The 15,352-nt window shown below is 64.5% G+C and carries 13 protein-coding genes; 3 read left to right on the plus strand and 10 right to left on the minus strand.

All coding sequences use genetic code 11. The features are described from left to right. Window positions 1–44: 44 nt before the first annotated feature. Entirely contained in the window at window positions 45–491 is a 447-nt protein-coding gene (locus I5R65_RS21245) for a helix-turn-helix domain-containing protein (RefSeq protein ID WP_180670783.1), read from the plus strand. Between the two features lie 107 nt (window positions 492–598). Here I5R65_RS21245 and lgt read toward each other — a convergent pair whose 3' ends face one another. Together lgt and I5R65_RS21255 are read right to left on the minus strand one after the other, a co-directional pair. Continuing rightward, on the minus strand, window positions 599–1,435 hold the full coding sequence (gene lgt, locus I5R65_RS21250; RefSeq protein ID WP_180670784.1) for a prolipoprotein diacylglyceryl transferase: 837 nt from the start codon (window positions 1,433–1,435) through the stop codon (window positions 599–601). A 108-nt stretch (window positions 1,436–1,543) separates the two neighbouring features. Further along, window positions 1,544–2,446 carry a LysR family transcriptional regulator gene (locus I5R65_RS21255; RefSeq protein WP_180670785.1) on the minus strand — a complete coding sequence of 301 codons (903 nt, stop codon included), beginning with the start codon at window positions 2,444–2,446 and terminating at the stop codon, window positions 1,544–1,546. Between the two features lie 233 nt (window positions 2,447–2,679). On the opposite strand from I5R65_RS21255, the gene I5R65_RS21260 reads away from it, so the two are divergent. Continuing rightward, the gene (locus I5R65_RS21260) at window positions 2,680–2,994 is read left to right on the plus strand and encodes a c-type cytochrome (protein WP_180670786.1); all 315 of its coding nucleotides are present in this window, start codon (window positions 2,680–2,682) and stop codon (window positions 2,992–2,994) included. A gap of 67 nt (window positions 2,995–3,061) precedes the next feature. Here I5R65_RS21260 and I5R65_RS21265 read toward each other — a convergent pair whose 3' ends face one another. The 5 genes from I5R65_RS21265 to I5R65_RS21285 form a co-directional block, all read right to left on the minus strand. Then, a complete protein-coding gene (locus I5R65_RS21265) occupies window positions 3,062–4,066 on the minus strand; it encodes a transketolase family protein (protein ID WP_180670787.1) in 1,005 nt (334 codons plus the stop codon). Further along, on the minus strand, window positions 4,063–4,908 hold the full coding sequence (locus I5R65_RS21270; protein WP_180670788.1) for a transketolase: 846 nt from the start codon (window positions 4,906–4,908) through the stop codon (window positions 4,063–4,065). Before I5R65_RS21270 ends, I5R65_RS21265 begins: the two co-directional genes overlap by 4 nt. Window positions 4,909–4,943: 35 nt before the next feature. Then, window positions 4,944–6,800 carry a TRAP transporter large permease subunit gene (locus I5R65_RS21275; protein ID WP_180670789.1) on the minus strand — a complete coding sequence of 619 codons (1,857 nt, stop codon included), beginning with the start codon at window positions 6,798–6,800 and terminating at the stop codon, window positions 4,944–4,946. Further along, a complete protein-coding gene (locus I5R65_RS21280) occupies window positions 6,797–7,846 on the minus strand; it encodes a TRAP transporter substrate-binding protein (protein WP_180670790.1) in 1,050 nt (349 codons plus the stop codon). The genes I5R65_RS21275 and I5R65_RS21280 overlap by 4 nt, the downstream gene beginning before the upstream one ends. A gap of 74 nt (window positions 7,847–7,920) precedes the next feature. Beyond that, a complete protein-coding gene (locus tag I5R65_RS21285) occupies window positions 7,921–8,670 on the minus strand; it encodes an SDR family NAD(P)-dependent oxidoreductase (RefSeq protein ID WP_180670791.1) in 750 nt (249 codons plus the stop codon). 227 nt (window positions 8,671–8,897) lie between these two features. Here I5R65_RS21285 and I5R65_RS21290 point away from each other — a divergent pair, with 227 nt between their 5' ends. Next, window positions 8,898–9,785, plus strand: a complete 888-nt coding sequence (locus I5R65_RS21290) for a LysR substrate-binding domain-containing protein (protein WP_180670792.1) — start codon at window positions 8,898–8,900, stop codon at window positions 9,783–9,785. 67 nt (window positions 9,786–9,852) lie between these two features. Here the strand turns inward: I5R65_RS21290 and I5R65_RS21295 are convergent, their stop codons facing one another. From I5R65_RS21295 to I5R65_RS21305, 3 genes are all read right to left on the minus strand, one after another. After that, a complete protein-coding gene (locus I5R65_RS21295) occupies window positions 9,853–10,746 on the minus strand; it encodes a hypothetical protein (protein WP_180670793.1) in 894 nt (297 codons plus the stop codon). A gap of 56 nt (window positions 10,747–10,802) precedes the next feature. Then, window positions 10,803–12,221 carry a cardiolipin synthase gene (gene cls / locus I5R65_RS21300; protein ID WP_180670794.1) on the minus strand — a complete coding sequence of 473 codons (1,419 nt, stop codon included), beginning with the start codon at window positions 12,219–12,221 and terminating at the stop codon, window positions 10,803–10,805. Window positions 12,222–12,468: 247 nt separating this feature from the next. Then, window positions 12,469–15,018: a PepSY domain-containing protein gene (locus I5R65_RS21305; protein ID WP_180670795.1), complete on the minus strand. Its 2,550-nt coding sequence runs from the start codon at window positions 15,016–15,018 to the stop codon at window positions 12,469–12,471. Window positions 15,019–15,352: the final 334 nt, after the last annotated feature.

Consider the following 15,352-nt stretch of genomic DNA (forward strand, 5'->3'; position numbering starts at 1 on the left):
AATGCAACCAGATAACCTGCCTTGCTCCGCTCACCAGGAATACCATGCCATCCCGCAAGCCCTTGAAAAACGAAGCCTGTCCTGTTGCGCGATCCGTTGATCTGATCGGCGATCGCTGGTCGCTGCTGATCGTGCGCGATGCGTTCGATGGCATGCGCCGCTTCGGTGATTTCCAGCGCAGCCTGGGCGTGGCCCGCAACATCCTCGCCGATCGACTGCGCAAGCTGGTCGATGCAGGCATCCTTGAAACCCAGGATGCGTCGGATGGCACGGCCTACCAGGAGTATGTGTTGACGGCGGAGGGGGAAAGCCTGTTTCCGGTCGTGGTGGCGCTACGCCAATGGGGAGAACGGCACCTGTTCGAACGTGGCGAGCCCCACTCGGTGCTGGTGGACAAGCGAACGGGCAAGTCCATCCCCTTCATGGCACCTGCCGCCAAGGATGGTTCTACGCTGCTGCCTGGCGCTACCGAGGTGCGTAAAGTGCGCTGAGGGAAAACCCGGCCGGCGCGACCGGCCGTGATCCGGTCCGCTTCATCAAGGCCGCCAGCGCGGGCTGGCAGACGTTGTGGCGGACCGTCTTGATGACGGAGCCGGGATTACTTCTTGCCGGCCAAAACAGGTTCAGAAGGTGCCTGTGCCTGCTGCTTGAGCCTGTAGGCCAGCACCAGCAGGATGATGCCCAGCACGATCATCGGCACCGACAGCATCTGCCCGGCCGAGATGGTGATGCCGCCGAAGTGGACTTCGTAATCCGGCACCCGGAAATATTCGGTGAAGAAGCGCGCGCAACCGTACAGCAGCGAGAACATGCCGGCCACCGCCATGCGCGGGCGGGAATGGCGCGCAAAGATCCACAGGATGATGAACAGCAGGATGCCATCGACCAGCATCTGGTAGATCGGCGAGGGGTGGCGCGGGATGTTGTCCACATTCGGCCAGATCATGGCCCAGGGCAGCGACGGGTCGGCCGGGCGACCCGGTAGTTCGGCGTTGATGAAATTGCCCAGGCGACCGGCGGCATACCCCAGCGGCACCATGGGCGCGATGAAGTCCATGATGTCCATCAGGTTGCGGCCACGCTTGCGACCCCACAGGTACATGGCCAGCATCACCCCCAGGAAGCCGCCGTGGAAGGACATGCCACCCTTCCAGACCGCGATCATGTCGGCCGGATTCGCGAAATAATAGGCGGGGTTGTAGAACAGGATTTCACCCAGTCGCCCGCCCAGGACCACCCCGAGCACCCCGTAGAAGAGCATGTCGTCCAGGTCTTCCTTCTTCCAGCCGACGGCGGCGATGTGCGGCTGTTTGATGCGCAGGCGTCCCAGCGCGATGAATTGGGCAAAGGCCAGCAGGTACATCAGGCCATACCAGTGGACGGCCAGCGGCCCGATGTGGATGGCAATCGGGTCGGGCATGGGGTGGACGAGCATGAGTTTGATCTTTCTGTTGTTGGGCGGAACCGCAATTGGAGCGCGGCGGGCCTGGCAAGTTCGCCGGTGCCGCTCCCGTCGGGCGGGAACGGGCGCAGTCCAATGCGATCAGCCCGGTGTTTCCAGCAGCTCCAGCAGGGCCCGCAGGACGCTGGATGGATTGTCGCGGCGCCAGGCCAGGCCGGTCTGGATGTCCGGCGCCGGGTCGGAGAGCCGGCGGTAGTCAACACCCGGGCGTTTCAGGTTCGACACGGATTGTGGCACAAGCGCCATTCCCATGCCAGCCGAGACCAGGCCGACGATGGTCTGCATCTGGATGGCTTCCTGGCCGATATGCGGAGTCACCCCGGCATCGCGAAAGCACGACAGGATGGTGTCATGGAAGGCTGGAGAGATGCGGCGCGGGAAGATGATCAGCGGCAGCTCGCGCAAGCTCTTGAGGGACACCGGGCCGCGCTTCCTGACGGCGCCCTCGGGAATCGCCGCGATCAGCGGTTCGGACAGGACTGGCCGTACATCCAGCAGGGTGGCGGCTTTCTCCGGTAACGGCGGCAGCAACAGGCCGGCGTCGATCTTGCCCTGCATCAGGTCTTCCAGCTGGATGTCGGTGGTGGCTTCGCGCAATTCGATCTGCACCTGGGGATAACGGGCGCGGAAACGCTGCAGCAGCGGTGGCAGGATGCTGTAGTCGGCGCTGGAGATGAAGGACAGCGTCAGCAGCCCGGAAGCACCGCTGGCCGCCCGGCGCGCCAGGTCCGGCAGGGCGGCGGCCTGTTGCAGGAGGCGCTGGACTTCCGGCAGCAGGGCTTCCCCCGCCGGGGTCAGCGCCACGCTGCGCTTGGTGCGCTGGAACAGCGGTGTACCCAGTTGCTCTTCCAGCGCCGCGATGGTTTGCGACAAGGGCGGCTGGGTCATGTGCAGGCGGGCGGCGGCGCGGCCGAAGTGCTTTTCCTCGGCCACGGCGGCGAAGTAGCGCAGCTGGCGCAGTTCCAGGCGGGGATGGTCGGGCATAGACTGATATCGGTTCCGAATGAGTCGGGCGTCCATGATATCCCTGGCCATGGGGAGCGGCAAGCCAGCGATACAGGCCGATATTTCCGTCATGGAATTTGATCTATGACAGATATACGCCAGGGCAGATAGAGGCGGCGTACCGAAGCCGGTTAGAATAGCCCCGCCTGCGAAGCGCCTGGAGAATGCCGCAGCAGGCGTCACCGTCGTTCACCGCTTGCTGAGGAGCTCCCATGAAATACCTGTTGTTGATCGCCACCCTGGTGGCCGGATCGGCCATTTCGGCCGAAGCGCTGGCCAATGCGCAACTGGCCAAGTCCAAGAATTGCATGGCCTGCCACTCGGTGGATGCCAAGATCGTCGGTCCTGCCTTCAAGGACGTGGCCAAGAAATACGCCGGCCAGAAGGACGCCGAAGCCAAGCTGACCCAGAAGGTCCTCAACGGTGGTAGCGGCACCTGGGGCGCGGTGGCCATGCCGGCCAACAAGGGCCAGGTGAGCGAAGCCGAGGCACGTGAGCTGGTGAAGTGGGTGTTGAGCCTGAAGTAAATCTGCTTGCATGCAATGAAAAAAGGAGACTGCGGTCTCCTTTTTTATTTCCAGCCCGGAGGCGAGTCTATTTCAACCACCCCTTGATGCGTTCGCTCAACACCTCGCAGCTGATCCCGTAACGATCATGCAAGGTCGGCAGCGCGCCTGCATCGAGGAAGGCATCCGGCAGGCCGGCCATCTGGAATCCGGCTGGCTGCACGCCATGGCGCATCAGCGTGCTGGCCACGATCTCGCCCAGGCCGCCGATGACCGAATGGTTTTCGGCGACCACCACCAGGCGGTGCTTCTTCTTGACCTGGGCCAGTACGGTGGCCTCGTCGAAGGGTTTGATGGTCGGACAGTGCAGCACGCCTACGCTGACCTTGTCCGCCTCCAGCGCCTTGGCCACTTCCAGTGCGCGCATGGTCATGAAGCCGCTGGAGATGATCAGCACATCGTTGCCATCGCGGATTTCCTTGGCACGGCCCAGTTCGAAGCGGTAGTCATATTCATCCAGCACCAGCGGTACGTTGCCGCGCGCCAGGCGCATGTAGACCGGCCCCTGGTGGGCGGCGATCTGCGGCACGGCCTGTTCCAGGTCCAGGGCGTCGCAGGGGTCGACGATGGTCAGGCCGGGAATGGCGCGCATCATCGCCAGGTCTTCGGTGGCCTGGTGGCTGGGGCCGTAGCCGGTGGTCAGGCCGGGCAGGGCGCAGCAGATCTTCACATTCAGGTTTTCTTCAGCGATCACCTGATGGATGAAGTCGTAGGCGCGACGCGTGGCAAAGACTGCATAGGTGGTGGCGAACGGTACCAGGCCTTCCTTGGCCATGCCGCCGGCGGCCGCCATCAGCAACTGCTCGGCCATGCCCATCTGGAAAAAGCGCTCTGGATAGGCTTTCTGGAACAGGTGCAGGTCGGTGTACTTGGCCAGGTCGGCGGTCAGGCCCACGATTTCGGGACGGTCGGCGGCGTAGTCCACCAGTGCCTTGCCAAACGGGGCCGCCTGTACCCGTTGCCCTTCGCCGGCGATGGAGGCGATCATGGCCGAGGTGGTCAGGCGTGGTTTCTTTTCTGCGGCAGTGTTCATGCTGGGCTTCCTTGTTGATAGGACTGGTCGAGGATGGTCAGCGCCTGCTGCCATTCGGGTGGATCGACGCGGATGAAGTGATTCTTCTCGCGTTGCTCCAGGAAGGGCACGCCCTTGCCCATCAGGGTGTCGAACAGGATCACGCGTGGCTTGCTGTCCTTCAGATTGCGCGCAGTATCGAAGGCCTGCACCACGGCCGCCAGGTCATTGCCATCGACCCGTTGCACATGCCAGCCGAAGGAGGTCCATTTGTCGGCCAGTGGCTCGAAGCCCATGATCTTGCTGGACGGGCCATCGGCCTGCTGGTTGTTGATGTCGACCAGGCAGATGAGATTGCCCAGCTGGTGGTGGGCCGCACCCATGGCGGCTTCCCAGGTCGCGCCTTCATCCAGCTCACCGTCCGACATGGAGTTGTAGATGAACGCCGGATTGCCGTTGTAGCGCAAGCCTAGCGCCATGCCCACGGCGATGGCCAGGCCCTGGCCCAGCGAACCGCCGGAGATTTCCATGCCCGGCGTATAGCTTGCCATGCCGGACATGGGCAGGCGGCTGTCGTCGCTGCCATAGCTGTCCAGTTCCTCGTCGGGGATGATGCCGGCCTCGATCAGCGCTGCGTAGAGGGCGATGGCGTAATGGCCGTGCGAGAGCAGGAAACGGTCGCGGCCGCTCCACTCGGGGTCGTCCGGGCGCAGGTTCATGGCGTGCTTGTAGGCCACCGCCAGCACGTCGGCCCAGCCCAGCGCCTGGCCGATATAGCCCTGGCCCTGGACCTCGCCCATGCGCACGGCATTGCGGCGGATGCGGTATGCGCTGGCGCGCAGCTTGGTCAAATTGTCAGACATTGCGAGTCCTTGCTTGATGGATGAATGCGTAAAAATCACAGGAAGCCGATGGAGAACCACGGTACGAAGGCCACGATCAGCAGGCCCACCACCAGTGCGCCCAGATAAGGCCAGATACGCTTGACCGCCACGTCCGGATGCACGCGGCCGATGGTGCAGGCGGCGTAGTAACCCAGGCCGAAGGGCGGTGCGAACAGGCCCACGCCCATGGACAGGATGATCACCATGGCGTAGTGCACTTCGTGCACGCCAATGGCCTTGGCCACCGGGAACAGCAGCGGTGCGAACAGCACCATCGCCGGGATGCCCTCCAGCACACTACCCAGCACGATGAAGGCCGCAATCGACACCAGCAGGAAGCCATACTGGCCACCCGGCACGCTGGTCATGGCCTCGGCCAGCGCGTGCGAAAAGCCCGACTGCGTCAGCGCCCAGGACATGCCGGTAGCCGTGCCGATGATGAACAGGATGGCCCCCGACAAGGCAGCCGTATCCACCAGCATCGGATACAGCCGCTTCCAGTCGAACTTGCGATAGATCAGCAGGCCCGCTACCACCGAATAGGCGATGCCGATGGTGGAGACTTCGGTGGCCGTGGCCACGCCTTCGACCACCGCAGTGCGGATCAGGATAGGCAGCAACAGCGCGGGCAGGGCGATGACGAGCGTACGCAGTACCACCTTGCCGGGTGCGCGCTGGATGCCTTCCATGATTTCGGCACTGCGCCAGCGCGCCAGCATCGCCAACAATACCGCCAGCACGATGCCCGGCATGATGCCGCCGGTGAACAGCGCCGCAATCGATACCCCGGCCACCGAGCCGATGGTGATCAGCACCAGCGAGGGCGGGATGGTCTCGGCCATGGCGCCGGAGGCCGCCAGCAGCGAGATGAGTTCACCCTCGTGATTGCCGCGCCGCTTCATCTCCGGCAGCAGTACCGGGGCGACTGCCGCCATGTCGGCGGTCTTGGCGCCGGAAATGCCCGACACCAGCAGCATCGCACCCAGCAGCACATAGTTCAGTCCGCCGCGCACGTGACCCAGCAGCGAAGCCAGGAAGTCCACCATGGCCTTGGCCATGCCGGTCATCTCCACCAGGTGGCCGAGCAGGATGAACAGCGGCACTGCCAGCAGGATCAGCGAGGACATGCCTTCGTCGAAGCGTCCCGCCACCACCGCCAGCGGGCTGGTGGTCACGGTCAGCATGAAGGCCACCGTCGCCAGTCCGAAGCAGAAGGCGATGGGAATGCCCAGCAGCACCGATACCCCCAGCACCAGACCGAAGAACACCACCAGGTTCCAGTTGCCGATGGCCTGCAGCCAGCCCGCGCCCAGGTACATGGCGCCGGCCACCACCGCCAGCACGACCAGCACGCCGGCCAGGTCCGCCAGTTTCTGGCGCGAGATGCGCAACAGGCTGATGGCGATCATCAGTGCCGCGCCCACCGCCACGGCCGCCGCGCGCACCGTGTTGGGCCAACCCAGGGCCGGGGTCTGCACGAACATTTCATCCTCCGCGTATTCCCACATCGGGTGCATGAGGAGCAGCAGCATCACGCAGGGCGCGATGATGGCCAGGGCCTCGGCCCAGGCCTTGCCGCGTTCGCTCAGGTAGCCCACCAGCACCGTGGTACGCATGTGGGTGCCGCGCCGCAGGGCCACCACGGCCCCCAGGTTGGCCAGCCACAGGAAGAGGATGGACGCCAGCTCATCGGCCCAAGGGATGGGGCTGTTGAAGATGAAGCGCATCACCACGCCGGCCAGCAGTACCGCCACTTCACCCACCACCAGTGCTGCTGCCGGGATTTCGATGGCCAGGCCCAGCCACTGTTCCAGGCGCGCCGCCAGTGAGCGCTCGGCGGTGACCGGCTGCTCCAGCGACAGCGCGCTCATCCCAGGCCTCCGACGCTGTTCTGCAGCAGCTTCCAGGCGTCATCGCCGAACTTGGCGCGCATGTCCTTGTAGAAGTTGGCCTGGGCCAGTGCCTGCTTGAAGGATTCCTTGTCGGCCTCGATGATCTGCACGCCCTTGCCCTGCAGGTCGTTGCGGGCGAAGCCGGCCAGCGAGGCAATGTCGGCGCGTTCGTCGGTGGCGGCCTTGTCCAGTTCGCGCCGCACGATTTCCTGGATGTCCTTGGGCAGCTTCTCGAAGGCACGGCGGTTGCCCAGGATCCAGTAGGCATCCCAGACATGGTTGGAGATGGTGCAGAACTTCTGCACTTCGTAGAGGCGGGCGGTGCTGATGATGGCCAGCGGATTCTCCTGGCCCTCGACCAGCCGGGTCTGCAACGACGAATAGACTTCATTGAAGTTGATCGGCGTCGGGCTGGCGCCCAGTGCGGTAAACAGCGAGGTCAGCATCGGCGCGGCCGGCACCCGCAGCTTCAGGCCCTTGAGATCGCCGGCCGTCTTGATCGGCTTGGTGGAGGTGGTGATCTGGCGGAAGCCATTGTCCCAGGGCTTGGACATGGTCAGCAGGCCGACCTTCTCGATCTGCGCCCGCACATAGGCACCCAGCGGACCGTCCATGGCCTGCCAGACTTCCTTGTAGTCGTGGAAGGCGAAGCCGGTGTTGACGATGCCGGCTGCCGGCACCAGCGTGGACAGCACCACGCTGGCCTGGTTGAAGAATTCCACGCCGCCATTGCGGATCTGCGACATCAGGTCGGTGTCCGAGCCCAACTGGTTGGCGGGGAACAGCTTGATTTCCAGACGTCCACTGGTGGCCTCGCGGATGCGGTCGATGGCTTGCTGCGCACGCTTGTTGACCGGGTGCGACGGGTCCTGGCCGGTGGCGAACTTGTAGTTGAACTCGGCGGCGTTGGCCGGGCGGCTCATGATGGAAAACAGCGGCAATGCCGCGCCGACGGCGCCGGCCTTGAGCAGCTGGCGGCGGCTCAGGGTGGTCTTGCCGCGGTTGTTGTCGTTGTCATGGGTCATGTCAGGTCTCCTGTTGTGTTCTGGTGGTCGGAAAGATGCCGGCCAGGCCGGCGTGCACGAGCATTAAGCTGCGTTTAATGGATCAGCATGCCGCCGTTCACATCCAGCGTGATGCCGGTGCAGTACTGCGAGAGGTCGCTGCCGAGGAAGACGCAGGCGCCGCCGATGTCGTCGGCCCGGCCCAGGCGTGCCAATGGAATGGTCTCGGCGATCTCGGCCTTCTTTTCCTCGGTGAGTTTGCCCTTGATGATGTCGGTGCCGATCAGGCCCGGCGTGATGCAGTTGACGCGGATGCCTTCCGGGCCGAACTCGCGGGCCATGGCGCGCGCCAGGCCGAGTACGCCAGCCTTGGCGGCCGAGTAGTGCGGGCCTCCGAGGATGCCGCCGCCGCGTTGCGCCGAGACCGAGGAGATGCAGATGATCGAGCCACTTTGCTGGGCACGCATGGCCGGCAGTACCGCCTGCGACATGTAGAGCGTGCCGCGCAGGCTGACGTCCAGGATGCGGTCATAGTCGGCGCCGGTGATCTCCAGCGTCTTGACCGGCTGGGTGATGCCGGCATTGTTGACCAGGATGTCGATGCGCCCGAACTGCTTGAGCACGGCGGCCGCAGCAGCCTCGCAGGAGGCCTTGTCGGTGACGTCGGTCACCAGGCCCAGGTGATGATCGCCCAGGCCGGCGGCGGCGTCGGACGGATCGGCCTGGGCCAGGTCCAGCACCACCACGCGGGCGCCTTGCCTGGCCATCAGGCGTGCCGTGGCGTAACCCAGACCATTGATACCTGCACCGCCGGTAATGACGGCAACCTTGTCCTTGAGCAGCATGTCGTGTTCTCCAGATGATTTGCGTTCGAGTGAGCAGCAGCGGAGACAGAGCCGGCGCAGAGGGCGCGCAGAGGGTGCATAGATGCGGGCGTGCAGCGGGCCCGCCGCTGTACCACCCTGTCTCCGTTTTTGTTCTGAGCGCATGGTCGGACTTTCCTCGCCTGACGACAAGCGAAGTCTCGTCATGTTAAAGTGACAGATCGTCATCTTAGCTACGGAGCCCGTCCATGGCCGTTCTCCCGCCCCTGCCCAACCTCCAGGCCTTCGAAGCGGTGGCCCGGCGCAAGAGTTTTGCGCTGGCCGCGGCCGAACTGCATTTGACGGCGTCGGCGGTGAGTCATCAGGTGGCGCGGCTGGAGTCCTATCTCGGCATCCGCCTGTTCGAGCGCAGCGCCCACGGTGTGCGCATCACCACCGCCGGGGAGAGTTATCTGGCCCGCATCCAGGGGGCGATCTCGGCCATCACTGCCGCTTCGGTGGACGTGCGCCAGGGTGTCAGCAATACGCTCTACATCCATTCCGCGCCCAGCATTGCCAGCCTGTGGCTGATGGCGCGCCTCAATGATTTCGCGCGCAGCTATCCGGCGATCACTTTCAATCTCTCGGCCGCGCATTCGCAGAGCAATTTCGAACTGGGAGAGGTGGATGTGGACATCCGCTACGGCATTCCCAACTGGCCGGGGCTGGTGGTGGAGCCCTTGTTCGAAGAGCGCATCGTGCCGCTGGCCAGTCCGGCCTTCATTCGTGCTGCCCGCATCCGCCGACCTGCCGACCTGCTGGGCGTGAAGCTCATTCGCAGCAACGTGAGCGTGGTGCAGTGGGCCGATTGGTTCGCGGAGTTTGCGGATGTGCGCCCGCCGGAGCAGTTCGCGGTGCGCTTCGATCGCGCCCAGATGTCACTGGACGCGGCCACCCAGGGCCTGGGCGTGGCGCTGGAAAGTGCCACGGTGGCGGCGCGTCATATCGAGGAAAAGAAACTGAAGCCCATCTTCGGGCTGGACAAGGCGGTGCGGGTCAAGGCCCACTTCGCGGTCTATCCCGCGCACCACGCACGGCGACCGGCGGTCGCGGCCTTCCTGGAATGGTTGCGCGAGCAGGCGGGCTGCCAGGCGTAGGTGGCGGTGAATGCCTTGTGATACCGGGTGAAGAAAACAGCAGGGATGAGAGCCGGCGCGTGCCGGCCTAGCTGCCCGCCTTCTGCTGCCGCGCCACTTCATTGCGTTTCATGCCGAGGTATTCGTCCCGGCTGACTTCATGCAGTTGGCGCGGATATTGTTCGGTCGCGTCATACCAGTTGGCCAGGCGCTTTTCCAGTCGTTGCTCGGCGGGCGCTGCCAGTCCGGAAAGATAGGCGTCGATGGCCAGGTAGTAGCGCATGGTATTGCGCTCCACGGTGGCACGGGTGCCTTCGATGTATTGCGGCTGTCCCTGTGCATCGCGTTTGACCACGCTGAAGCCGACCTTGTCACGCCCGGCCGTCATCAGGTAGGCGCGCAAGGCCAGCTTGCTGGCCATGCCATACGAATAGGCATAGCTGAAGTGGAGGAAGGAGCGCTTTTCGTCCAGGGGGATGGATTCGATCTCGATGCGATAGTTGGAGGTATCCAGCGGCCCCTTCTCGGCCAGCATCGAGGACGAGAAATAGTCGGCGCCGCTGGCGCCGCCGCTGTAGCGCAGGTCGACCCGGTAGGTGCTGTCGAGGGACTCCTCGGTCTTCTTGCCGACCTGCATGCGCAGGGTGGTCTTTGTGCCATCGTGGAGGAGCCGGCAATACTTGGTGTTCAGGTGCAGGATCAGGATGTCACACCAGCGGTCGGGGCCGCCCAGGGCTTCGCGCACCTGGGTGAAGGGGTAGTCCAGCACCGCGTAGATATCGCCCTTGACGTTGCCGCCGTCCTCGCGCGAGTTGAGATAGAGCGGGCGGTGGTAGGCATTGTTGTTGAGCTCCCCCTGCAGCTCCGTGTAGCGGCTTTTCATGGCCGCCGCGCCAGTCTGGGTTTGGGCGTGTGCCCAGCCGCAGGCGGCCAGGGCCAACGTGGCCGGGAAGATCAGATGCAGGGTCAGACGGGACAACATGGATCGCAAACCGGACTCCTCTTCAATGGTGCAGTGGTTTCAGTATTCGATGCCGGCTACAGCAGGCGGGACCAGACGCTGGCGCCGAACTCCTTCATTCTTTCACTGATCGGCCGCTGTGCCCATTGTTCCTTCGTAATTTCCTTGGAGGCGCCGAGATCCCGGTCGAACATGCTCTTCATCTGGACGCCGAACTGCGGGCTCAGGATCACCGCATTGATTTCCTGGTTGTAGACGAAGCTGCGCCAGTCCAGGTTGGTCGAGCCGATGGTGGACCAGACACCGTCGATGATGGCGGTCTTGGAATGCAGCAGGGCATCCTGGCGTTCGAAGATGCGTACACCGGCTTCCAGCAGTTCCGCATAGAAGGAGCGCGAGGCATACAGCACCAGCGAGGAATCGCTGTGCGAGGGCAGGATCAGGCGCACATCCACGCCGCGCCGGGCGGCATCCTTGAGCGAGTCGCGCAGTTGCGGATCGGGCACGAAGTAGGCATTGGTCAGGTAGATCGAGCTTTCGGCATGCTGGATGGCGGAGATGAAGGTGGCATAGATGACGCTGTAGGGGTCGTCAGCCGAACTGCCGATGGCGCGCACGATCTCGGTGCCCGCCGGCGCCACCGGCGGGAAGTAGCGGTGTTCGCCCAGGTCGGGGCCACGCTGCCTGTTCCAGGTATCGACGAAGAGCTTCTGGAATTCCAACGCCACCGGGCCATCGATGCGTACCTGCGTATCGCGCCAGGGAATCTGTTCGCCGTCCTTGTTGACGCGCGGCTTCTTCTTGCGGGTACTGAAGGAGCCGCTGGAATAGACACTGCTGATGTTGATGCCGCCGACGAAGGCGGTCTTGCCATCGACCACCAGCAGCTTGCGGTGGTCACGCTGGTTGACCTCCCAGTCCTTGCGCACCTGGGTGGGATTGATGGGGTTGTATTCCAGCACCTGGATGCCGGCATCGATCATCGGCTGGAAGAAGGCGCGCGGGGTGTTGATGGAGCCCACGCTGTCATACATCAGGTTGACCTGCACGCCCTTCTTCTGCATGGAGATCAGCAGGTCGGCGAACTGGCGGCCGACCTCGTCGTCTTCCATGATGTAGGTTTCCATGTTGACGTGGTAGCGCGCTGCCTGGATGGCCTGCTGCATGGAGGCATAGGTGGCCGGGCCGTCGATGAGCAGCGTCACCTTGTTGCCGGTCACCAGGGGCGAACCGGTGATGGCACCTTCGATGGCGACGTGGCGGTCCAGCAGGGTGTTGTCGGCGTTCTGGGCGCGCAGCTTGTCCAGCGCGGCCTTGGCCTGCGCTTCGCTGAGGACGCCGCGTCCGCCTTTCATCTGGATATTGCGGGCCGACTGCGTGTCCATGTCGGGCACGATGGTGGGGAGCGAACTGCAGGCCGCCAGCATCGCGGAGAGCACCAGCAGCAAGAGCCAGGCAGTGGGCCAGCACTTCGAATTTGTCTTCTTGTTGGTCATGGATGGTTCCCGGTTGGGCGCTGCCATCGACCTCGAGGCTGTCTCGGATGCCGGGGGAGGGCAACGCTGTGCGGTCGAGTATATGCCCGACAGCAAGGCGATGGCGCAGCGGGAGGCGTGAATCGGAACTGTCCTACAGCGGAAAGCGGGGGCTGCCTACAGGGCAGGCTGGGGATGACCGCGCTGTGGCATCGCATCTGCGCAGGGAGAGGGCAAGGATGGGCCGATCGGCCCATCCTGAAGGGGGTCAGTAGACGTCGCGGCGGTAGCGGTTCTGCTCGATCAGCTCGTGCAGGGCTGCCTCGCCGAGGACCGTGGTGAGCACGGCATCGACCCCGGCGGCCATGCCTTCCAGGCTGCCGCAGACGTACAGCACCGCACCCTGGTCGAGCCAGTGGCGCAGTTCGGTGGCAGCCTCGCGCAGGCGGTCCTGGACATAGATGCGCTCCGGCTGGTCACGCGAGAAGGCCAGGTCCAGGCGTGTCAACTGGCCTTGCGCCAGCCACTGCTGCAGTTGTTCGCGGTAGAGGAAATCGTGCGCCTCGTTGCGTTCGCCGAAGAGCAGCCAGTTGCGAGTCTGCCCGGCGTGGATGCGCGCATGCAGGTGGCCGCGCAGACCGGCCATGCCGGAACCGTTGCCGATGAAGATCGCCGGCGCCTGCACCGGGGCTGGTGCGAAGCTGGCGTTTTCCACCAGGCGCAGCTGCAATGCAGACTGCAGCGGTGCGAATTCGGTCAGCCAGCCGGAAGCCAGACCCAGGCCATCTTCATGCAGCACCTGGCGCACCAGCAGATGCAGGGCGCCATCCTCGGTCACCGAGGCTGCCGAATAGGAGCGGGGCGTCAGGGGCTGCAGGGTATCGACCAGCGCCTGGGCGTCTGCCACCGCATGCTGCGGCAGCACGCTGCACGACAGGGCTAGCGCCAGCGTGCAGGATTCGCCCTGGTGACGCACCAGAGTGGCGCCATCCAGTTGCAGGCGTTGCAACAGCAGGGCAATACGGTCCGGCGCATGACGCGGCAGGATTTCCACCAGCGCACCGGCTGGCCAGGCGGGCAGGGCGCCGTCCTGCGGCTGTAGCTCCAGATGATACAGGGGCGCGCCCTGGCTGCCGGGGTTCATCAGCATGCGGTGGGTGAGCGTCCAGCTCTGCCAGGCCGGCGCGCTGCCCGGCAGGACATCGCTGACAGCAGCCTGCAGACCATGCGCGGCCAGTTCGCTGTCCCATTTACGCAGCGCCTCGCCGGCCATGCGATCCACTTCCACCAACGGGAACATGGGCTTGGCGCCGCGCTGGCGCAGGCCGTGATCGAGCGTATGACCGAAGCCGCAGAACTGGGTGTAATGCCGGTCGCCCAGCGCCAATATGGCGTACTGCACGTGGGACAGGGATTGTCCGGTGGCCTGGCGCAGACGCTTCTCGACGCCGCGTGCGCTGTCGGGTGCATCGCCTTCGCCGAAGGTGCTGGCGATGACGAGGAGGCGACGATGGTGACGCAGGATTTCCGGGGTGACCTGCGCCAGCGGCAGCAGGGTCACCGGCACGCCGCTCTTGCGCAGTCCGGCAGCGGTATGCAGGGCGATGCGCTCGGCCTGGCCGGTCTGCGAGGCATGGGCCACCAGCACCGGTTCGCCGCCGGTGATGCCGGCCGCTTCGCCACCAGCGATGCTGGCCCGCTCGGCACGCAGCGCGGCCTTCTTGCGGCGCCGATCCAGGTACAGCATCCAGCCGGAAATGCCGAACAACGGCATCATCAGGCTGGCAACCGCCATGATGATGCGACCCGGCAGGCCGAAGTAGGTCCCCATGTGCAGCGGATAGATGGCGGCGATGAAGCGCCCACCCCGGCTCTTGTCTTCGTAGCGCTCCAGTTGCCGCACTTCGCCGGTCTGCGGCGCCACCACCATGCGGCTGCGCGCACGTTCATGCGGCGCATCGTGGCTGAGGAAGAAGATCTGCAGCGGCTGCGTACCCTGCTCGGGCAGGCGCAACTGGGCATTCTGGTAATCGGGGGCCTTGGCCAGGAAGCTGTTCCAGGCCAGGGTCAGGTCCAGCGGCACGGGCGCTGAAGCTTGTTCCTTCTTCTTGCCTTCGCCGCGCTGCATGGGAGCGCGACGGCTCTCGCCGGCCAGCGTGTTGACGCCGTCCTTGAACCAGTCCAGCGCCCAGTAGGCGCCGGTGGTGGCGAAGATCACATACATCACCAGCGACCAGGTGCCGATGACCGAGTGCAGGTTCCACAGGAAGGAGCGCCCCTGCAGCTGGAAATCCAGCCGCAGCCAGGCCCGCAGCGACAGGGGCCGGCGCGGCCAGCGCAGGTACAGCCCGGACAGCGCCAACATCAGCAGCGACAACGCCAGCGTCCCCAGGATGATCTTGCCGATCTCAGTGGGCAGCAGCAGCCAGCGGTGGAAGCGCTCGATGATCTCGAAGAACTCCGCCCCTGTCACCGGTGGCAGCAGCGCCCCGGTATAGGGATCGGCGTAGCGCGCCTGGCCGCGCCGCTCACCCGGCGGCGGCGCGAAGACCACGCGCACTGAAGCGCCCGGCTCGGCCGACAGGGTCAGGGTGGTGACCCGGCGCCGGGGTTCGGCATCGCGCAGCCGGTCCAGCATCTGCTGCGGCGTCAGCGTGGCTTGTTGGCGCACTTGCACATGCATTACGCCGGGGCTTAAGGCCTCCATGATTTCTTCGCGGAAAGCCAGCAGCGCACCGGTCACGCCGATGGTCATCAACAGGGTGCCGGCGGTGATGCCGATGAACCAGTGGAGCTGGAACCAGATCTTCTTGAACATGTATCAGTAGGGCGGCGACGGGCGCGTGGAGCGCCTTGTTGATCTTGTCTGCCAGGCCAGTGCAACGGCCGGCGCGTCAATGACCGCCCGGACGGGCTGGGCGGATCAGCCCGCTATTATAGATCAGATGAAAATGATTCTTATTGATATCTGAGTGTTTGCTCGAGGGGCGATGCTGTGGTGCGAAAGCCTTCAATTTCCTGCATTCATTTCCGGCGGGAAAAAATCATTTCAACGGGAACTTGATACTCTGCTGCGCCGTACCTGAAGCCGCCGTCAGCAGGATGTCCAAGGACGAGCTTCATTGTTTTAATGGAATATTCCTTAGGAGGAA

This window comes from Herbaspirillum sp. AP02 (genome assembly GCF_015767275.1).
Classification (GTDB): Bacteria; Pseudomonadota; Gammaproteobacteria; order Burkholderiales; family Burkholderiaceae_D; genus Herbaspirillum.